Raw genomic sequence first — 20,529 nt, 5'->3', positions numbered from 1 at the left:
TTTTATCTTGCATTTAAGGCAGAACCGGCACGGAACCAGGCTATCTGCTGTTCATTATATGTATGTTGCACTTCAAAACTTTCTTTCGTTCCATCTTCGTGATGAAGAACAATCGTCAGATTGCGCCCCGGCGCAAAATGAACTAAACCTAATACGGATAGAAGATCGTGCTCCCGAATTTTGTCATAATCTGCTTTATCTATAAAAGTAAGAGCAAGCATTCCTTGTTTTTTCAGGTTCGTTTCGTGGATACGGGCAAAACTCTTAGCCAAAATGACACGTACATTGAGGAAGCGTGGTTCCATGGCTGCATGTTCACGGCTGGAACCTTCTCCATAATTCTCTTCGGCAACAACAATAGAGGGAATACCTTCGGATTTATACATCTTTGCCGTACCGGAAACTGTTCCATAAGTATTTGTTGAACGATTCCAAACATTGTTCGTTTCACCGTTAAAAGCATTGACAGCTCCCATCAGCATATTGTCGGAAATATTCTCCAAATGTCCTCGGAAGCGGAGCCACGGACCTGCCATAGAGATATGGTCGGTAGTACATTTGCCCTGTGCTTTAATCAATAAAGGCATGTTCAGCAGGTCCTGTCCGTCCCATGCCGGGAAAGGGGTCAGAAGCTGGAGACGTTGAGAATCCGGTTTTACCTTGATTTCCGTTTTTGCTCCATGTGGGGCGATATATCCCTCATTTCCCTGTTCAAAACCTTTCAAAGGGAGTTCATCTCCTACAGGCTCGGAGAGTTTCACTTTTTCTCCGTCATGATTCACCAATCTGTCTTTCAACGGATTGAAGCAAAGATCACCGGCAATCGTTAACGCCATCGTTAGTTCCGGAGAAGCTACAAACGCATAGGTATTCGGATTACCGTCAGCGCGTTTGGCAAAATTACGGTTGAAAGAGGTGACGATTGAGTTTTTCCGTGTCGGATCGTCCGTCTCACGTTTCCATTGACCGATACAAGGTCCACAAGCATTTGCCATAATCGTGGCTCCCAGCCGTTCAAAAGCTTCAATCATACCGTCTCTTTCGGCAGTAGCCCGGATTTGCTCCGAACCCGGATTGACAATCAGCGGAGCAGCGACGCTCAAATTCTTTTCTGTCACCTGCTTTGCCAGAGAAGCTGCACGGCTCAAATCCTGATAAGAAGAATTGGTACATGAGCCTATCAAGCCCACCTCCATTTTACGGGGGTAGCCGTTCAGTAACACTTTTTCTGCAAATTCAGAGATAGGAGTAGCAGCATCCGGTGTAAACGGTCCGTTTATATAAGGTTCGAGTTCCGACAAGTCAATTTCAATTACACGGTCGTAATATTTGGATGGTTCATCGGTCACTATGTCATCTGCACGAAGGTCTGCATCAACAGATTCAGCCCAATCGACTACACAATTTCTTCCGGTAGCTCTCAAATAAGTAGCCATGCGTCCGTCAAACGGGAATAAAGAGGTAGTAGCTCCTACTTCAGCACCCATATTGCAAATGGTAGCTTTCCCGGTAGCAGAAAGGGATTCGGTTCCGGGACCAAAATATTCGATAATAGCATTCGTTCCTCCTTTTACGGTAAGGATGCCTGCCAGTTTCAGGATCACGTCTTTCGGAGAGGTCCACCCACTTAGCTTTCCGGTCAGACGGACACCGATAATCTTCGGCATTTTCAGCTCCCATTCCATTCCTGTCATCACATCCACGGCATCCGCGCCACCGACACCGATGGCTACCATACCCAGTCCGCCTGCATTAGGAGTATGAGAGTCTGTTCCCACCATCATACCGCCGGGGAAAGCATAGTTTTCGAGTACTACCTGATGGATAATTCCTGCTCCCGGTTTCCAGAAGCCAATGCCATAACGGGAGGATACATCGCGGAGAAAATCATATACTTCTTCATTAGTCAATCTTGCCGTAGCAATATCCGCCTTTGCACCTTTATACGCCTGTATCAAGTGATCGCAATGCACTGTTGAGGGGACAGCCACTTGATCCTTGCCTGCATTCATAAATTGAAGCAAAGCCATCTGTGCAGTCGCATCCTGCATAGCCACACGGTCGGGACGGAAATTCACATAATCCTCCCCCCGTTTGTAATCTTTTAAATCGGCTACATCATACAGATGAGCATACAAAATCTTCTCGGCCAACGTCAAAGGGCGTTTCAATATAGCCCGTACGTGTTCTACCTTTCCTTTATAAGCAGTGTAGAAAGCTTCTAACATAGTCACATCATATACCATATTGCTTTATCTTTTTGGAGTCTATCTATAAAAATAACGAACGGCGTTCAAGTAATGTTTAACAAAATGAAATATTTTTTCTACCCGGAACGAAGATTTGTTACCTTTGCGCCCAGTCAAGTACGAAATCATATATATGCACAGTTATTTTACAATACTAATTTCAGTCATACATCGTACACCGTCTAATCGTAAATATATAACCAGTTACTAATGAGTAATAATCCGAAAAGTCCAATTATAGACCTTCAGCAACAGCAACTCCTCCTGCGGATGGAGTACGAATATGAGAAGGAAGAATTTAAGCGGCAGACCGAAACAATGGGCGTTGCCCGTAAAGTGAAACGTGGTCTCTGCTGGTATCCTGTCTCTCTTGGCCGAAGTTACTACAATTCGCTGAATCAACTTGTAATAGATATTACACGGACCGAAAATAAAGAAATAGAGCATTCCTTTGAGTTTGGCCGTCCAGTTTGCTTTTTCCACCAGTCATTCGAAGGAAAAGTGAAATATATGGATTTCATCGCTACCGTCAGCTTTGCCGACGAGGAACGAATGGTCGTAGTACTTCCCGGAGCGGGAGCTTTAACGGAACTGCAAACTGACGGTATACTAGGGGTACAACTTTATTTTGACGAGACATCGTACCGAGCCATGTTTGAGGCATTGGAAGACACGATACGCGCCAAAGACAACCGCCTGGCGGAACTGCGCGACACTTTGCTGGGTACTCAAAAACCGGGATTCCGCGAATTATATCCTGTCCGTTTTCCATGGCTGAACAGTACACAGGAAACAGCAGTCAACAAGGTGCTTTGTACGCGTGACGTATCTATTGTTCACGGTCCTCCGGGAACCGGGAAGACAACGACTCTTGTCGAAGCGATTTACGAAACATTACACCGGGAGCCACAAGTGCTTGTCTGTGCGCAAAGCAACACGGCTGTCGACTGGATTTGTGAGAAACTGGTAGACCGGGGAGTACCCGTGCTCCGCATTGGAAATCCGACCCGAGTCAACGACAAAATGCTTTCATCTACCTACGAACGCCGGTTTGAAAGCCATCCGGCCTATCCGGAACTTTGGGGAATCCGCAAATCTATCCGCGAAATGGGAAGCCGGATGCGCCGGGGTAGTTATTCTGAACGGGAAGGAATGCGTAATCGCATGAGCCGTCTCCGCGACCGCGCTACGGAGTTGGAAATACAAATCAATGCCGATCTCTTCGACAATGCCCGCGTAATTGCTTCTACCCTGGTCAGCAGCAACCACCGCCTGCTCAACGGACGTCGTTTTCCGACTTTATTCATCGACGAAGCTGCACAAGCCCTCGAAGCAGCCTGCTGGATCGCTATCCGCAAAGCAGACCGGGTCATCCTTGCAGGAGATCATTGTCAGCTTCCGCCAACTATCAAATGTATAGAAGCTTCCCGTGGAGGATTGGATCATACGTTAATGGAAAAAGTGGTTCAACAAAAGCCTTCTGCGGTCTCTCTATTAAAAGTACAGTACAGAATGCATGAAGCCATCATGCAGTTTCCCTCCGACTGGTTCTATCATGGAGAACTGGAGGCGGCTCCGGAAGTACGCTATCGGGGGATTCTTGATTTCGACACTCCCATGAACTGGATCGATACTTCAGAGATGGACTTTCACGAAGATTTTGTAGGCGAAAGCTTCGGACGCATCAATAAACAGGAAGCTAACCTACTACTGCAAGAACTGGAAGCTTACATCGAGCGTATCGGCAAAGAACGGATATTGGATGAAAGAATTGATTTCGGTCTGATTTCGCCATACAAGGCACAAGTGCAATATTTGAGAGGAAAAATAAAAGGGAGCAGCTTTTTACGTCCTTTCCGCAGTCTCATCACCGTGAATACGGTAGACGGCTTTCAGGGACAGGAGCGAGACGTTATTTTCATCAGTCTCGTACGTGCCAATGAAGACGGACAAATCGGATTTCTAAATGACTTGCGAAGAATGAATGTAGCGATTACACGGGCACGAATGAAACTTGTTATATTAGGAGATGCCTCCACCCTTACCAAGCATCCTTTCTATAAAAGATTGATGTTATTCATTAAAAAGGAGGATTAAAAATAATCCTCCTCTTGACAAAATCCACTTTCTCACGAAACCAAACTTCATTTAACACAAACAAAACAAACAATATTTTACTATTCTTAATTTTTCATCCTCAAAGATAGTCGATTATTCCAATGCGCTCCAACTATTTCCACCATTTTATTTGCGGATCACGCGTTTTTGCCCATTCTGCAAATTTAGGATATGTTTTGTCAATGCGCTGTTTCTCCTTTTTAAGATCTAAATTCAAAATAGAAGCGTCCAAACGTGCGTCTACATGAATAGCAAACGGGAAACCATCCTTGCAAATGAAATAGGTACCATCTACATCACCACGAGAAATATCAGCTCCGGAAGGGAAACGATTATTCGCATCAGTGGTCGGCCTATGATCTGTCAGATGGACTTCTGTGGCAGAGTTGAAAACCTTTATAAAGGGGTTATAAGGAGCTACCACTACTGATTTATCAAGAGCAGGGTTATTAAATTGTATGGATACCGTATATGTCTTTTCTTGAATATTCTGATTAATCATATCTTCCGCATTCACATTGGATACTCCCAATTCGGCTTTGGCATCTTTGAATAAAGTAATCACATTACCTGAATAGGAAGAAGTTTCACTACCATTAACCGTAACTTTAGAGGCTTTACTCAAATCGAAAGGTACTTCATAAGCAAATGAATTCTTATAGTTAGCTCCTGTCCAAGATAATGTGAATTTATCAATAATATTAAGAACCTTATTATCTATATTATAATCAACGCTTGACTGATATTTCATGACCACATCATTCAAGTCATAATCTCCTTGTTCCGGCCAGTTATCTTCAAAACCAAGCACTCCAGAATACTTTTCTGTCCCTTCCCGATCACCCGGATTTGGAACCTCTGGTACTTTAATAGCATCAATAGGATTAGAAGAGATGACGAAAGCAACATCATTATAGTCATTTTCTCCACTTTTCCAGTCTTCCATCGTAATTACATTAACTGTGTCACCTGCTTTATTTTTTGCTGCAAAAATTGCAGTGTGAGAAATGTTGTCACTATTCAAAGATTTGGTCGAATAGAACATTTTTCCATCAGCCCTAACATTTCTCCATCCATCATTCCAAATCAAGAAACCAATCTTCGTACCTGCCGGGATACGTTCCGGTTCTTTATCTGGAAAGCTACCAGCCTCATTTATAAATTTCAAATTCACTGCAACCCCACTATAAGCATCCAAACCACTTTTATGTGCATTAGGGAAAATGACACATGCGTGTTTTGTAGCTTTCTTCATTTCATCAACACTAGCATTTTCCGAATAACAATAATAAGCAAACACACTTTGCGCACCTGTATTTCCTCCAAAATAGTTGATAACAACATTAGCATCTTCTTTTATCAGAATATCAGCATTATCAGTAACTAAAGGTCCTACATTATTTTTTCCTTCCGGGAAATATCCTGTTATATAGCTCTTAAGCGTTGCATCTATGTCGATTACCTTGGTAGGATCCAAATAGTCAGGTCTACCTGTTGTTGCATTCCAGGTTCCTAATACATTTGGGATTACATCTGTAATAAATTGTACTGAAGCCCTTGTTTGCGTACTTCTCGTCGAAGACTCCATGGCAGTTACATCAAGAGCATTTTCAAAGGTAATTTTAGCACTGACGTCCGAACCGACAACTGCTGTTTTGGCTAAAGTCGGAACACCAAAATCCGGAGAATAAATATAAACTTCTGAAACTGCTGTCGGGAAAGAAGCCGGCTTGATATAACATCCTTGTGCATCTGTAAATCCAGTTGCAATATGTGACACCCCTGCTTTCTTTATAATCTGACCGCCTTCTGCCACATAAGAAAGCGGATTTTCAGCATAAACCTCAAAATATGCTTGGGGACATTCCTTTCCATAATCAATATTCAATTGAATATTCTTAGTAGTGGCAAAGTCGAAATAGTTATCTAAAGTAACTTCCTCTTCTTTATCTCCTGAATTCGCAGGATCATATACATCTTTCTGTAAACAGCTTGAGAAAGCTACAGAAACAACACTAATAGCACAAGCTAATTTAGCTAAGCTGATCATTCTTTGGGGTAAGTTAAATTTCCTCATACTTTTCGTTTATTTTATTTGATGGTACAAATATAAACATAAACTTGCATATTTTAGTCACATTATTGATATATTTTTCAAAAAAAAGTTTCTGCAAGCTTCACCTACCCATTTCTAAATACCTTATTAATAAAAAAAGGAGAAAGCAAAAAAGCCCTCTCCTTCTTTTAAAACTTGTATAATCTAGTCCAATTAATTATTCTCCGGACGAAGTTTACGAACAGTAACAGCCGTCTGCCACATTTCGCTTTCACGCAATTGACGGAGCTCTTCGTTCAATTTTTCACGATAATCAGGCTGTGAATTACTGTCGATAGAAATCTGTGCTTCGTTACCAGTCTTCACACTGTTATATAATTTTTCAACTACCGGCTTGACAGCATCGTGGAATGGGCCCATCCAATCAAGAGCACCACGCTGAGCAGTAGTAGAACAGTTAGCGTACATCCAATCCATACCGTTCTTTGCGAACAACGGCATCAATGACTGCGTCAGTTCTTCCACTGTTTCATTGAATGCTTCAGAAGGAGTATGACCGTTTTCACGCAATACTTCGTACTGTGCCAACAGCAAACCTTGGATAGCCCCCATCAATGAACCACGTTCACCTGTCAAGTCAGAAGTAGCTTCACGTTGGAAAGTTGTTTCGAACAGATAACCGGAACCGATACCGATACCCAGCGCGATGGTTCTTTCGTAAGCCTTGCCTGTAACATCCTGATAGATAGCATAAGAAGAGTTCAAGCCACGTCCTTCGAGGAACATAGTACGCAAAGATGTACCTGAACCTTTAGGAGCAACCATGATGACGTCGATATCAGCAGGAGGAACTACGCCTGTACGGTCGTTCCAAGTGATAGCAAAGCCGTGTGAGAAATAAAGAGCTTTTCCGGCAGTCAGGTAAGGCTTGATAGTAGGCCATACTGACATTACTGCTGCGTCAGACAGCAGGCACATTACAATAGTACCTTTCTCGCAAGCTTCTTCGATGCCGAATAAAGTTTCACCCGGCACCCATCCGTCTGCAACTGCTTTGTCGTATGTTTTTCCTTCACGTTGACCAACGATTACATTGAAACCGTTATCACGTAAGTTCAGTGCCTGTCCAGGCCCCTGTACGCCATAACCGATTACAGCGATTGTTTCATTTTTCAATACTTCACGAGCTTTTTCCAATGGAAATTCGTCACGGATTACTACAGTTTCAGTAGTACCTCCAAAATTCAACTGTGCCATTTTCTTTTTGTTTTTAGTTTTTGATGACTTACGCCATCCGTTATTAATTGATTTTATATTCTCACATTTATTCAAATATCACTTTCGAGCGGCAAACAACTTCGTTACCATTCTTCTTCACTTCTACGTGAAACTCGTTTGCGCTCACTTCATCGCAGAAGAAAGAGAGTTCATCGCCAAAATAACTTTCGGCCACATATGCCATTTCAAAACGACGGATACGTTTGGTCTTATACAGTTCAATCGGAAACAAATCAAGGATATGCTCGATGTAACGGATGCTGTTCACATGACCATTGATATCTATATCACTGTATTTTGCCGTCAGAGTAGCTATCGGCTGATCGCTTGTCACTTTGATGCGTGAAGGCTTTTCAATAGGGCAAGGTTCATCACAGACATAGTCTACGATACTTCCTCCGTGCAAGGTCAACAAATCGGCCGGCTTGCGGGTATTAAGATTAATCATTGCCCATACGGAACGTGCGTAACCAATCTTCTTCCCATCCTTATCAATGATAGCAAAATTACGGTCCGTAAACAGGCGGTAGACATTTTCCACCCACGTCTGAACAGAGAAATTCTCATACTGATAAGGCATTTCATCCAGCTCAATGGCCAGACGTGAAAGCACCCATGTGTAATTATCCTCATTCAGCGTTGCAATACCAAAGCCACGGTCATTGGCGTGAAAACCTGCACAATTCAGCAGATGATTTCCCAGTACACCCATGGTCAGACGTCCGTTGAAGTCTACATGAAACGGTTCTGCCACAAACTGATAAGTTCCTATTCTATTTTCTTCACTCATTATTCTTATTGGTTTTTACTTTGGTTATACATAGCTTCCCGCCCATCGAGAAACTCGTTCACCCGTTCAAAGCAACTGGTAGTAATCGCTACACGTCCCGAACGAACAAACTGCAAAACACAATTCAAAGCCTTCAGTTCACCATAGAGCGAGGTTATATCTTCGCTCATTCCATTTTTCTCGACAATAGAAAATACCGGATTGACTTCCACTACACGGGCATTGTATCTACGGATGAGCTTGGATGCTTCCGGATTCTCCTGAAAAGCAGGAGTAGACACCTTATATAATGCAATCTCGTGGAAATAAATTTCGTCCTCGGTGAAATAATGTGCCTGTATCACATCGATTTTCTTTTCGATCTGTTTCACTACCTTCTCAATGGTGTCCTTATCAGTCCAGGCTGTTATCGTATACTTATGTACACCTTTAATAGAAGAAGCAGATACATTCAGACTCTCAATATTTATTTGCCGACGGGTAAATACAGCAGTTACCTGATTCAGCAAACCGGCTATATTTTCGGAATGAACTATTATCGTATATAATGTCTTATCACTCATAATCCTAAATTTAAATTGCGAACTTTCAATCTTCCATTCTCAACTCTCAACCTCTCCTAGCACTCCAGCAACATCTGGTTTACCGAACCGCCCGGAGGAGTCATCGGTAAAACATTGCCTTCTTCCACCACGCAGGCTTCGAGCAGGAACGGACCGTCCGTTGCAAGCATTTCAGCAATAGCTTCCTTCAGTTCTTCACGAGTGAAAACACGCTTGGAAGGAATATCATAAGCCGAGGCCACTTTCATATAATCCGGATTCAACATCGGGGTAAACGAATAGCGACGGTTGAAAAACATAGCTTGCCACTGACGTACGTTTCCGAGGTAATTATTGTTCAGACAGATAATCTTCACCGGAGCTTTCTGCTCCATAATCGTACCCAATTCCTGAATATTCATTTGCAGTCCGCCATCTCCCATAAATACGCATACGGTACGTTCCGGTGCTCCGAAAGTTGCCCCGATAGCTGCGGGAAGACCGAAGCCCATTGTTCCAAGTCCTCCGGAAGTAATGATACTACGTTCTTTCGTATATTTAAAGTAGCGTGCAGATATCATCTGATTTTGACCTACATCTGTGACCAAAACAGCTTCATGGTGAGTAGCGTCACTTACCGCACGTACCACTTCCCCCATACTCAAAGAGTTTGTTGCAGGATGAAGTTCGGGACGGATTACTTTTTCCTCCTCTACTTTCTCATATTCTTTGAAGCTATCAATCCATTCGGTATGAGTTTTCTTTTTCAGGAGTTTCGTCACAGAAGCCAACGTTTCCTTACAATCTCCCAATACAGCTACATCTACCTTTACATTCTTATTAACTTCCGCAGGATCGATATCAAAGTGAATCACTTTTGCCTGTTTGGCATAAGTAGCCAAATTACCGGTCACACGGTCGTCAAAACGCATACCGACAGCAATCAGTACATCGCATTTATTGGTATTGATATTCGGCCCCAGATTGCCGTGCATACCCAACATACCTTTATTCAGCGGATGTTCTGTCGGCAAAGCCGAAAGTCCGAGCAGCGTACAGCCCGCAGGCATATCCGCTTTTTCGATAAACTCACGTAACTCGCCCTGTGCATTTCCCAATTCAACGCCCTGTCCCACCAATACAAGCGGACGTTCGGCGTTATTAATCAGTTCGGCAGCAGCCTGTACAGACTCCTCGTCCGTGTCGGGAACAGGAACATAACTACGGATAAAATCGACTTTCGTCGGTTCGTATTTCGTTTTCTCTACTTGCGCATTCTTGGCAAAGTCCAGTACCACCGGACCGGGACGACCACTACGGGCAATGTAAAACGCACGTGCTACCGCCCAAGCTACATCTTCCGCACGGCGGATCTGATAACTCCATTTTGCGATCGGCTGCGTGATACCTACCAAGTCAACTTCCTGAAAAGCATCTGTTCCGAGAAAGCCTGTTCCTACCTGTCCGGCAATCACTACGATAGGCGTACTATCAATCATCGCATCTGCAATGCCTGTTACCGTATTGGTTGCTCCGGGACCGCTCGTCACCAGGCAAACACCTACTTCACCCGATACACGGGCATAACCCTGTGCCGCATGAGCTGCTCCCTGTTCGTGACGAACCAAGATATGGTTCAATATATTTTGATGATCGTACAAGGCATCGAATACCGGCATAATAGAGCCACCGGGATAACCAAAGATGGTAGTCACTCCCTGATGTTCCAAGGAACGCATCAGAGCCTCTGCACCTGTTATTAAATCTTTCATATTTACGATTTGACTATTTACTATTTACGATTGAAGTAACCTATAAAACGATCTAACCGATTGATACCAAATCCAATTCCAATCGTTCAATCGTAAATCGCCTACTTATTAAATTATTCTCACTGCTCCCTTATCGGCAGAGCTTACCATGCTGGCATACGCCTTCAGGCTCTTCGGTACATAACGGTCACGAGTGACAGGAGTCATCGGACGGGCCGCCAGTTCTTCATCCGTTAGTCGCACGTTAATCTTCCGGGCCGGAATATCGATTTCGATAATGTCTCCATCCATAATTTTTCCGATATTACCTCCAGCTGCCGCTTCAGGAGAAATATGTCCGATACTCAATCCGGAAGTTCCACCACTGAAACGTCCGTCGGTAATCAAAGCACATTCTTTTCCGAGATGACGGGATTTTATATAAGAGGTAGGATAAAGCATTTCCTGCATACCGGGACCACCCTTCGGACCTTCGTGCGTAATGACGACGACGTCACCACTGACTACTCGGCCTCCAAGGATGCCTTCACAAGCCGCTTCCTGAGAATCAAATACTTTGGCAGGTCCGGTAAATTTCCAGATACTTTCGTCTACACCTGCTGTTTTTACTACACAACCGTCTTGAGCAATATTGCCTTTCAATACGGCCAGTCCGCCATCTTTGCTGTAAGCATGTTCCAAGTCACGGATACATCCGTTTGCACGGTCCTTATCCAGTTCCTTATAGTACATACCTTGTGAACCAAGTACGAGATTAAATTTATTTCCGGCTGCGCTCGAATATTTCTTAATTGCTTTTTCGCTCACATTCGGGCTGGTGATTGAATATTCATTAATGGCTTCTGCCAGTGACATTCCGTCTACCCGGCGAACGGATGTATCTATCAAACCGCCCTTTGCCAGTTCGTCCATAATGGCAATGATACCACCGGCACGGTTTACATCTTGAATATGATATTTCTGTGTATTGGGAGCCACCTTGCAGAGACAAGGAGTCTTGCGGGAAAGCATATCAATATCATCCATCTTAAAGTCTACCTCTGCTTCGTGTGCAACAGCTAACAGATGAAGAACCGTATTGGTAGAACCACCCATTGCTATATCCAGCGTCATGGCGTTCAGGAAAGCCTGACGGGTAGCGATGCTACGGGGAAGTACACTTTCGTCTCCTTCTTCATAATATAATTTTGCATTTTTCACGATCAGTTCCGCGGCGTCTTTGAAAAGCTGCGTACGGTTTTCGTGTGTCGCTACAATGGTTCCATTTCCGGGAAGAGCCAGTCCGATTGCTTCATTCAGGCAGTTCATCGAGTTGGCAGTAAACATACCGGAGCAGCATCCGCAAGTAGGGCAAGCATTTTGCTCGATATTCGCTACTTCCTGATCGCTAACACTTTCGTCCGCCGATTTAATCATCGCATCGATCAAATCCAAGTGCTGGCCATTCCATTCTCCGGCTTCCATCGGACCACCCGATACAAATACGGCAGGAATATTCAGACGCATAGCCGCCATCAACATTCCGGGAGTGATCTTATCGCAATTGCTGATACATACCATTGCATCTGCCTTGTGCGCATTAACCATATATTCTACACTGTCTGCAATGATGTCACGTGAAGGAAGCGAGTAAAGCATACCGTCATGTCCCATTGCTATACCATCGTCGATAGCTATTGTATTGAATTCCGCAGCGAAGCATCCCAGCTTCTCAATCTCCGCCTTCACCAGCTGACCGATTTCATGTAGGTGTACATGCCCCGGGACAAACTGTGTGAACGAATTGACGATAGCGATAATGGGTTTACCCATCTGATTCTTCTTCATGCCGTTGGCCGCCCACAATGCACGGGCTCCCGCCATCCGACGGCCTTGTGTACTAAACGAACTGCGTAATTGCTTTTTCATTTCAATCTATCTTTTAATTAAAGAGCCTTCCTCACACAAGTGAGAAAGGCTCTAAATTCTATCTTTTATGGTACGAACACATACAACACAAAACCTTTCTCACGCTCTTGATGGGACCACCACGACGCGAATAATATGCAAGACTGCTAGGTTAATAGATGTATGTAACATATTCATATCTTCTTTTCTTTATTTTCGTGCTGCAAAGGTAAGGGCTTTTTTATTATATCCAAACAAATCGAAGAAAAAAATCACTTAAAAGCTAATAATTGTAAGAAAAGAGAGGTATTATTTCTCTATTTTATCACTTAAAGGTTGAATTTACAACTATTATCTAACTGTACACCTCACTTTCTTTTTCTGACAAAAGCACTTAATAATCTGAAATTTACTCTCCCCATACCGGACCACAAGCAAATAATTCGTATCTTTGCAGACCCGTATTTACGGGAATTATTAATCAGAAACAAAAAATATCAGATGGAAACAGTAGAAAACAAGTACATTACCGTTGCATACAAACTATATACAATGGAAGATGGTGAAAAAGAGTTGTTCGAAGAAGCAAAAGCAGAACATCCCTTTCAATTCATTTCAGGATTAGGAACAACACTCGAAGATTTCGAAAATCAGATAACGGCTCTTTCTAAAGGTGATAAATTTGATTTTACCATTCCGGCAGATAAGGCTTACGGACAATATGACGAACAACACGTTATTGACCTCCCCAAAAATATCTTTGAAATAGATGGCAAATTTGACAGCGAACGTATTAAAGAAGGTAACATCGTACCTTTGATGACAGGAGACGGTCAGCGCGTAAATGCCAGCGTAGTAGAAATCAAACCGGATGTTGTAGTAGTTGACCTCAATCACCCGTTGGCTGGTGCCGACCTGATTTTCGAAGGTGAAATACTGGAAAGCCGTCCTGCTACCAACGAAGAAATCCAGGAACTTGTGAAAATGATGAGTGGCGAAGGTGGTTGCAGTTGCGGATGCGACAGCTGCGGTGATGGCTGTGGCGACGACTGCGGTTGCGAAGGCGGACACTGTCATTAATTGAAGTATTAAGTATAAAGTATTAAGTATTAATTTCGTGCGGATATAGCCGGAGTTTTAATACTTAATACTTAATACTTGCTACCTAATACTTAAAATCAGCATCCTTTGTGCGTCATGATATCAAGTACCATTTTATCCGTTTCGTTCATGGCTTGCGAGCCGATTCTTGTCAGGTTACGGATACTTTGGTCTACATCTTCATCTATAATCCCTTCTACGGAAGTTACGCAACGGTCCTCCATTGCCATCATGGCAGACAGTACAGCTGTCGAAACTCCGGTGGTTACTTTCAAAGCACAACTCGGTTTTGCACCGTCACAAATCATTCCTGTCAGATTGGCAATCATGTTTTGAACAGCGAAGGCAACTTGGTTATAACTTCCTCCCATCAACCAGGTGATTCCACAACTGGAACCTGTGGCAGCTACCACACAACCACACAAAGCAGACAGACGTCCCAAACTTTGTTTGATATATATAACAGTGAGATGACTTAGCATTAAAGCACGGATCAGTTCCTCTTCACTTTTTCCGTTTTCTTCCGCAAAAACAACAACAGGAAGTGTAGCAGATATTCCCTGATTACCGCTGCCGGAATTACTCATTACAGGAATCATAGCACCAGCCATACGGGCATCGCAAGCAGCCGACGTATAAGAGAGGATATGAGAAAACACGCTATCTCCCATCACTTTATGTTCATAAGTCCCCCGAAGCATTTTACCTAAAGAATGTCCGTAGTTACCTTTAAAGGCTTGCTCGGCAGCAGCTTTGTTCAATCGGGCTGTATCAAGGATGAAGCGGATTTCATCTAGCGGAGCAGTCAGTGCAAAATCATAGACCTTGCGCAAGTTTAGTTCGAGCGAAGCATCTTCCTCTTCCTCGCTGACTGTCTGTTGCTTGTCGAGCAACGTTTGTTCATCTTTTGCTATATATATAAAGGTAGTATGTCCACCGGCAATGATGGCTTTAGCCATTGTATCTCCCATTTTACAGATCACTTCGATATAAAGCTTTTCCGTAATATCTTCTTTTAGAGAAATACAAATCCGTTTTTCTGCGATAAACTGTTTTCCCTGTTCTACCGCTTCCGGTGTACAATCCCTCAACACCTCCAACTGATAATCTGATTTGCCTATCAACGCACCCAAAGCAACCGCTATGGGAAGTCCGACCATACCCGTTCCCGGGATTCCGACTCCCATGGCATTCTTTAATATATTAGCACTTAACAGGACTTCTATCTTCTCCGGTTTCGCCCCCAGTGTTTCGGCAGCTTTAGCTACACAAAGCGCCACTGCGATAGGTTCCGTACATCCGATAGCTGGAATGACCTCTCTCTTAATCAATTCTATAATTTGCCTTCTTTCTGATTCAGTCATGGACTTATAAGTTTTGGTTCCACAAAAATAGGAAATTCTTTCTTTTCCAACACTCTATAATGAACAAATAAAATCTCATATTGTTATAAAATCTCCCATACGCTAAACTTTAACAGAAAGAATTGATAGAAAAATGAAAGCGAAACACGTGATTATCTATTTGCTACTAGCAATTGTATCCTCCTCATGTATCCGCGAAGAAGCCCTCAATGCAGAAGCAGACATATTAAGTTGCATATTACCGGGAGTAACCATGACAACCAGTCCTATTATTAACAATAATTCCATAACTATCTTTGTCGGTCCGGGAACTGATATTTCAGAACTCAAGCCTGAATTTACATTAACTCCAGGAGCTACGATCAGTCCGCTTAGCGGCACGGAACGAAATTTCAATACCCCACAGAAATATACTGTCACAGCCGCTGATGGCGTTTGGGAAAAAGCATATACCGTGTCGGTGATCGACACGGAACTTGCCACAAACTATAATTTCGAAGATACACTTGGTGGAAAGAAGTACTACATATTTGTGGAACGCGAAAGAGATAAAGTAGTAATGGAATGGGCCAGCGGAAATGCGGGTTATGCCATGACCGGAGTAGCCAAAACAGCCGATGATTATCCCACTTTCCAAATAACGGACGGGAAAGCCGGCAAATGCCTCTCTCTAGTGACACGCAGTACCGGATTCTTCGGTCAGCTAGCAGGAATGCCTATTGCGGCAGGAAATCTGTTTATCGGCTCTTTCGATGTGAATAACGCTATGAGCAATCCGCTGAAAGCAACCAAATTCGGGCTCCCTTTCCGGCATGTACCCACTTATCTGGCAGGTTATTATAAATACAAAGCAGGAGATCAGTTTACAGAGGGAGGAAAGCCTGTGAACGGGAAACGGGACATCTGTGACATATATGCCATCATGTACGAAACCAGCGAATCCGTTCCTACTCTTGACGGAACGAATGCATTCACCAGTCCGAACCTGATTTCAACGGCACGGATTGATGATGCCAAAGAAACGAACGAATGGACTTACTTTAAACTTCCTTTTATCACTCTCCCCGGAAAATTCATAGATAAGGAGAAGCTAAGGGATGGGAAATATAATATAGCCATCGTGTTCACCTCAAGCCTGGAAGGAGATCATTTTAACGGAGCAATCGGAAGTACATTACTAATCGATGAGGCCGAGTTAATCTATCACTCGGAAAATTAGTGGGATTAAATAACTTTATAACAACAATCATGATAAAAATCTATCCGTATATATTCAGTTTACTAGCCTGTATAGGAATAGCTCTCCCCGGCTATTCACAGGTAGACCGAAATGAAACACTGATCCGTTCCGCCCTTCACGGACTGGAATATGAGATCAAAGCAGGTTTCAGCATTGGCGGCACGGCCCCGCTTCCCCTTCCGGTAGAAATCCGTTCGATTGACGGATATAACCCGACACTGGCCATCAGCATAGGGGGCGAAGTGACCAAATGGATTGCCGTTCAGAACAAGCTCGGAATCATAGTCGGACTCCGGCTCGAAAACAAAGCAATGACCACCGAAGCCACCGTGAAGAATTACAATATGGAAATTCTCGGGCAGGGAGGTGAAAGAATCAGCGGAGTATGGACGGGCGGAGTGAAAACCAAAGTACATACCGCCGGACTGACCATACCTCTAATGGCCACCTACAAACTAAGTAACCGATGGAACATCAAAGCCGGCCCTTATTTCTCCTATCTGCTTTCAAGAGAATTTTCAGGTCATGTGTACGAAGGATATTTGCGGGAAGATGATCCTACCGGTCCGAAAGTAGAGTTTACCGACGGCAAAATTGCAACCTACGATTTCTCGGACGACTTGAGACATTTCCAGTGGGGATTACAGGTGGGAGCCGGATGGCGAGCTTTCAAGCACCTCAATGTGTACGCTGATCTCACTTGGGGATTGAACGATATATTTAAAAACGATTTTAATACAATCACTTTTGCAATGTACCCCATCTATTTAAACATAGGTTTTGGGTACGCATTTTAAACTTCACCGCAGATAATACGCGGATTCACACTGATTATTTATATTGATAGTCTCTATTTTATAATCTGTATGAATCCGCGTGTCCTGTGATAAAAAAGAAGATTAATTGCCACCAGGCTCTGCCACCTGTTTCACTCCGGAATAGGTCACTTTTACAGTCTGTTGCAATGTAGGCACTTTCACGTTAATGGTCATGTCTGCATTTCCATCTTCTACCGTTCCCGTAACAGTTACAGGACAAGTACCCAAAGAAGCAGCATTTCCCTCAAACGTAAGGTCCTGCTGTCCGGTAAACGTAGACACCCCTTCCCCCTTCTTCACTTCACATTTATCAACAACAATATCTCCAAACTTCAGAATCTGTTGATTGATAAACAATTCAAAATCCTTCAGTTCAATCTTCACTTCCGTATTGCTGACCTGCGATAGGGTGATAAACTTCTCTATTCCATCCCCTATGACAATTTCCTGGTCAGAGCCATCCGGTATCATGGATATATCCAGATTTCCCCAATACGTTCCGACTACATCCGGAGCCGTTATCGCAGCTTCTTCTTCAGGAGGATTCCCATTATCCTTGTTATCACTGTCGTCATCATCACTGCTACAAGCAGCAAAGAAAGTAAGAGAGCAGACCAATGCTAATAAATACAATAGATTCTTTTTCATACGTCTTTGGTTTAGTTATTATAATAAACTTCGTCCCTTATAAACTAAAAAGAAGAAAAAAGGTTCAATATGCTTCCTTTTTCGAAGATATTTCGAGTTCACAACTTTCTTATCGAAAACTTTGTTATATTTGCATATAGTAATTTTAAAAAAGCCACAACTATGTTTAATTCATTTGGCAATATCTTTCGGCTCACAAGTTTCGGTGAGTCTCATGGAAAAGGAGTTGGAGGAGTGATTGACGGATTTCCGGCAGGAATTATCATCGACGAAGAATTTGTACAACAAGAACTTAATCGTCGCCGTCCGGGACAATCTATTCTTACTACTGCACGTAAAGAACCCGATAAAGTTGAGTTTCTTTCAGGTATTTTTGAAGGGAAATCCACCGGATGCCCTATTGGCTTTATCGTTTGGAATGAAAACCAACACTCCAATGACTACAACAATCTGAAAAATGTATATCGTCCTTCACACGCTGATTACACGTACACAGTAAAGTACGGAATCCGTGACCACCGTGGCGGCGGACGTTCTTCCGCACGCGAAACGATTTCACGCGTGGTAGCCGGCGCATTGGCCAAGTTAGCGCTTCGTCAACTGGGTATCAGCATCACTGCTTATACTTCGCAGGTGGGTCCTATCAAGCTAGAGGGCACTTACTCGGATTACGATCTCGATTTGATAGAAACAAACGATGTGCGTTGTCCGGATCCGGAAAAAGCAAAAGAAATGGCAGACCTTATATATAAAGTGAAGGGGGAAGGTGACACCATCGGCGGCACACTGACCTGCGTCATCAAGGGATGCCCCATCGGACTGGGACAACCTGTTTTCGGCAAGCTCCATGCAGCCTTGGGCAACGCAATGTTAAGCATCAACGCTGCCAAAGCATTCGAATACGGTGAAGGATTCAAGGGACTGAAAATGAAAGGTTCCGAACAGAACGATGTTTTCTATAATAACAACGGACGCATCGAGACACATACCAATCACTCCGGAGGTATTCAGGGAGGATTGAGTAATGGTCAGGATATCTATTTCCGTGTAGTATTCAAACCTATTGCAACATTGCTGATGGAACAAGAAACCGTCAACATTGATGGTGTCGACACCACCCTGAAAGCACGCGGACGCCATGACGCTTGTGTACTGCCCCGTGCCGTGCCTATCGTAGAAGCAATGGCCGCCATGACCATACTTGATTATTACTTATTGGATAAAACGACGCAACTATAATGAACGAAATTCAGAAATACATAATAGCGCACGAACCGGAAATGATGAATGACCTGTTCAGCCTCATCCGTATCCCCAGCATCAGTGCTCTGCCGGAGCATCACGATGATATGCTGGCTTGTGCGGAACGCTGGGCGCAGTTGTTACTTGAAGCCGGAGCAGACGAAGCATTGGTGATGCCCTCAAAAGGCAATCCGATTGTTTTTGCTCAAAAGATTGTCGATCCGGACGCAAAGACTGTATTGGTTTATGCTCATTACGATGTAATGCCGGCCGAACCGCTGGAACTTTGGAAGAGCCAACCGTTTGAACCGGAAATACGGGACGGATATATCTGGGCACGTGGAGCAGATGACGACAAAGGACAATCATTCATCCAGGTGAAAGCATTCGAATATCTCGTCAAAAACGGATTACTGAAGAATAATGTAAAATTCATCTTCGAAGGTGAAGAAGAAATAGGCTCGCCCAGCCTGGAGGCTTTCTGCGAAGAGCACAAAGAGTTACTGAAAGCAGACGTCATCCTTGTCTCGGACACGAGTATGCTGGGAGCTGAACTTCCGTCTTTAACGACCGGTCTTCGCGGACTGGCTTACTGGGAAATAGAAGTGACCGGACCGAACCGTGATTTACACTCCGGACATTTCGGAGGTGCAGTAGCCAATCCGATCAACGTACTTTGCCAGATTATCAGCAAGGTGACGGATACCGACGGACGTATCACTGTCCCCGGATTCTATGACGATGTGGAAGAAGTGCCTCAAGCGGAAAGGGACATGATAGCCCATATTCCTTTTGACGAAAAGAAATACAAAGAAGCAATCGGCGTAAAAGAACTTTTCGGAGAAAAAGGATACAGTACATTGGAACGCAACAGCTGTCGTCCGTCTTTTGACGTATGTGGCATTTGGGGCGGATATACGGGGGAAGGTTCTAAAACCGTACTTCCCTCAAAGGCGTATGCAAAAGTTTCCTGCCGGTTAGTGCCGCATCAGGATCATCATAAGATTTCGCAGATGTTTGCAGAGTATATTTCAAGCATTGCTCCGGAAACTGTTCAGGTGAAAGTGACTCCAATGCATGGAGGACAAGGATACGTATGCCCGATTTCGCTTTCTGCTTATCAGGCTGCCGAAAAAGGCTTTGAAATTGCTTTCGGAAAGAAACCATTGGCAGTACGCCGTGGCGGCAGTATTCCTATCATTTCCACTTTCGAGCAAGTGCTGGGAATCAAAACCGTATTGATGGGATTCGGACTTGAATTAGACGCCATCCATTCACCCAACGAAAACTTTTCACTGGATATTTTCCGTAAAGGGATAGAGGCAGTCATTGAATTTCATCAGGAATATGCCAGACGATAAAGCGGACAGACAAAAGGTCAAGTTATAAACGGTATATAAAAAAGAGCGATGGACAAGCTTGTA

Annotated in this window: 15 protein-coding genes; 6 read left to right on the top strand and 9 right to left on the bottom strand. The window is 43.7% G+C overall.

What is annotated here, in order from left to right; genetic code table 11:
- Positions 1-2 precede the first annotated feature (2 nt).
- Positions 3-2,246, bottom strand: a complete 2,244-nt coding sequence (locus I2I04_RS11595) for an aconitate hydratase (RefSeq protein WP_143257870.1) — start codon at positions 2,244-2,246, stop codon at positions 3-5.
- A 213-nt stretch (positions 2,247-2,459) separates the two neighbouring features.
- On the opposite strand from I2I04_RS11595, the gene I2I04_RS11590 reads away from it, so the two are divergent.
- Positions 2,460-4,346, top strand: a complete 1,887-nt coding sequence (locus tag I2I04_RS11590; protein WP_195471059.1) for an AAA domain-containing protein — start codon at positions 2,460-2,462, stop codon at positions 4,344-4,346.
- Positions 4,347-4,479: 133 nt separating this feature from the next.
- On the opposite strand, the gene I2I04_RS11585 is transcribed toward I2I04_RS11590, so the two are convergent.
- From I2I04_RS11585 to ilvD, 6 genes are all read right to left on the bottom strand, one after another.
- Positions 4,480-6,444 carry an LruC domain-containing protein gene (locus tag I2I04_RS11585; RefSeq protein WP_195655075.1) on the bottom strand — a complete coding sequence of 655 codons (1,965 nt, stop codon included), beginning with the start codon at positions 6,442-6,444 and terminating at the stop codon, positions 4,480-4,482.
- A 192-nt stretch (positions 6,445-6,636) separates the two neighbouring features.
- Positions 6,637-7,680, bottom strand: coding sequence for a ketol-acid reductoisomerase (ilvC, locus tag I2I04_RS11580; protein WP_143257868.1), 1,044 nt, complete (start codon positions 7,678-7,680; stop codon positions 6,637-6,639).
- A 67-nt stretch (positions 7,681-7,747) separates the two neighbouring features.
- Positions 7,748-8,491, bottom strand: a complete 744-nt coding sequence (locus I2I04_RS11575; protein WP_195655074.1) for an acyl-[acyl-carrier-protein] thioesterase — start codon at positions 8,489-8,491, stop codon at positions 7,748-7,750.
- Positions 8,492-8,496: 5 nt separating this feature from the next.
- Positions 8,497-9,054, bottom strand: coding sequence for an acetolactate synthase small subunit (ilvN, locus tag I2I04_RS11570; protein WP_143257866.1), 558 nt, complete (start codon positions 9,052-9,054; stop codon positions 8,497-8,499).
- A gap of 56 nt (positions 9,055-9,110) precedes the next feature.
- Complete coding sequence (ilvB, locus tag I2I04_RS11565; protein WP_143257865.1) at positions 9,111-10,805, bottom strand: biosynthetic-type acetolactate synthase large subunit; 1,695 nt, start codon at positions 10,803-10,805, stop codon at positions 9,111-9,113.
- 108 nt (positions 10,806-10,913) lie between these two features.
- Entirely contained in the window at positions 10,914-12,713 is a 1,800-nt protein-coding gene (ilvD, locus tag I2I04_RS11560) for a dihydroxy-acid dehydratase (protein WP_195471063.1), read from the bottom strand.
- Positions 12,714-13,193: 480 nt separating this feature from the next.
- Here ilvD and I2I04_RS11555 point away from each other — a divergent pair, with 480 nt between their 5' ends.
- Positions 13,194-13,772, top strand: a complete 579-nt coding sequence (locus I2I04_RS11555) for a peptidylprolyl isomerase (protein ID WP_143257863.1) — start codon at positions 13,194-13,196, stop codon at positions 13,770-13,772.
- Positions 13,773-13,870: 98 nt separating this feature from the next.
- Here the strand turns inward: I2I04_RS11555 and I2I04_RS11550 are convergent, their stop codons facing one another.
- The gene (locus I2I04_RS11550; RefSeq protein WP_143257862.1) at positions 13,871-15,157 is read right to left on the bottom strand and encodes a serine dehydratase subunit alpha family protein; all 1,287 of its coding nucleotides are present in this window, start codon (positions 15,155-15,157) and stop codon (positions 13,871-13,873) included.
- Positions 15,158-15,290: 133 nt separating this feature from the next.
- Here I2I04_RS11550 and I2I04_RS11545 point away from each other — a divergent pair, with 133 nt between their 5' ends.
- On the top strand, positions 15,291-16,376 hold the full coding sequence (locus I2I04_RS11545) for a PCMD domain-containing protein (RefSeq protein WP_143257861.1): 1,086 nt from the start codon (positions 15,291-15,293) through the stop codon (positions 16,374-16,376).
- A gap of 29 nt (positions 16,377-16,405) precedes the next feature.
- Positions 16,406-17,194 (top strand): porin family protein, encoded by a 789-nt coding sequence (locus I2I04_RS11540; protein ID WP_185911537.1) that lies wholly within the window; start codon positions 16,406-16,408, stop codon positions 17,192-17,194.
- A 102-nt stretch (positions 17,195-17,296) separates the two neighbouring features.
- On the opposite strand, the gene I2I04_RS11535 is transcribed toward I2I04_RS11540, so the two are convergent.
- A complete protein-coding gene (locus I2I04_RS11535; RefSeq protein WP_143257860.1) occupies positions 17,297-17,863 on the bottom strand; it encodes a calycin-like domain-containing protein in 567 nt (188 codons plus the stop codon).
- A 162-nt stretch (positions 17,864-18,025) separates the two neighbouring features.
- On the opposite strand from I2I04_RS11535, the gene aroC reads away from it, so the two are divergent.
- Together aroC and I2I04_RS11525 are read left to right on the top strand one after the other, a co-directional pair.
- Positions 18,026-19,102 (top strand): chorismate synthase, encoded by a 1,077-nt coding sequence (gene aroC / locus I2I04_RS11530; RefSeq protein WP_195655073.1) that lies wholly within the window; start codon positions 18,026-18,028, stop codon positions 19,100-19,102.
- Complete coding sequence (locus I2I04_RS11525; RefSeq protein WP_195655072.1) at positions 19,102-20,466, top strand: dipeptidase; 1,365 nt, start codon at positions 19,102-19,104, stop codon at positions 20,464-20,466. The genes aroC and I2I04_RS11525 overlap by 1 nt, the downstream gene beginning before the upstream one ends.
- The last annotated feature ends 63 nt before the right edge of the window (positions 20,467-20,529 follow it).

Origin of the sequence: Bacteroides sp. 1001136B_160425_E2 (genome assembly GCF_015559655.1) — a bacterium.
Classification (GTDB): Bacteria; Bacteroidota; Bacteroidia; order Bacteroidales; family Bacteroidaceae; genus Bacteroides; species Bacteroides luhongzhouii.
The sequence above is the reverse complement of the archived record's forward strand: the minus strand, read 5'-3'. Positions and strand labels throughout refer to the sequence as shown.

What these genes read in the sequence shown, in the direction of transcription:
- I2I04_RS11540 (WP_185911537.1), top strand. Translation starts at nt 16,406, where the DNA reads ATGATAAAAATCTATCCGTATATATTCAGTTTACTAGCCTGTATAGGA.
- ilvD (WP_195471063.1), bottom strand. Translation starts at nt 12,713, where the DNA reads ATGAAAAAGCAATTACGCAGTTCGTTTAGTACACAAGGCCGTCGGATG.
- I2I04_RS11590 (WP_195471059.1), top strand. Translation starts at nt 2,460, where the DNA reads ATGAGTAATAATCCGAAAAGTCCAATTATAGACCTTCAGCAACAGCAA.
- I2I04_RS11595 (WP_143257870.1), bottom strand. Translation starts at nt 2,246, where the DNA reads ATGGTATATGATGTGACTATGTTAGAAGCTTTCTACACTGCTTATAAA.
- ilvN (WP_143257866.1), bottom strand. Translation starts at nt 9,054, where the DNA reads ATGAGTGATAAGACATTATATACGATAATAGTTCATTCCGAAAATATA.
- I2I04_RS11575 (WP_195655074.1), bottom strand. Translation starts at nt 8,491, where the DNA reads ATGAGTGAAGAAAATAGAATAGGAACTTATCAGTTTGTGGCAGAACCG.
- I2I04_RS11550 (WP_143257862.1), bottom strand. Translation starts at nt 15,157, where the DNA reads ATGACTGAATCAGAAAGAAGGCAAATTATAGAATTGATTAAGAGAGAG.
- ilvB (WP_143257865.1), bottom strand. Translation starts at nt 10,805, where the DNA reads ATGAAAGATTTAATAACAGGTGCAGAGGCTCTGATGCGTTCCTTGGAA.
- I2I04_RS11545 (WP_143257861.1), top strand. Translation starts at nt 15,291, where the DNA reads ATGAAAGCGAAACACGTGATTATCTATTTGCTACTAGCAATTGTATCC.
- I2I04_RS11585 (WP_195655075.1), bottom strand. Translation starts at nt 6,444, where the DNA reads ATGAGGAAATTTAACTTACCCCAAAGAATGATCAGCTTAGCTAAATTA.
- aroC (WP_195655073.1), top strand. Translation starts at nt 18,026, where the DNA reads ATGTTTAATTCATTTGGCAATATCTTTCGGCTCACAAGTTTCGGTGAG.
- I2I04_RS11555 (WP_143257863.1), top strand. Translation starts at nt 13,194, where the DNA reads ATGGAAACAGTAGAAAACAAGTACATTACCGTTGCATACAAACTATAT.
- I2I04_RS11525 (WP_195655072.1), top strand. Translation starts at nt 19,102, where the DNA reads ATGAACGAAATTCAGAAATACATAATAGCGCACGAACCGGAAATGATG.
- ilvC (WP_143257868.1), bottom strand. Translation starts at nt 7,680, where the DNA reads ATGGCACAGTTGAATTTTGGAGGTACTACTGAAACTGTAGTAATCCGT.
- I2I04_RS11535 (WP_143257860.1), bottom strand. Translation starts at nt 17,863, where the DNA reads ATGAAAAAGAATCTATTGTATTTATTAGCATTGGTCTGCTCTCTTACT.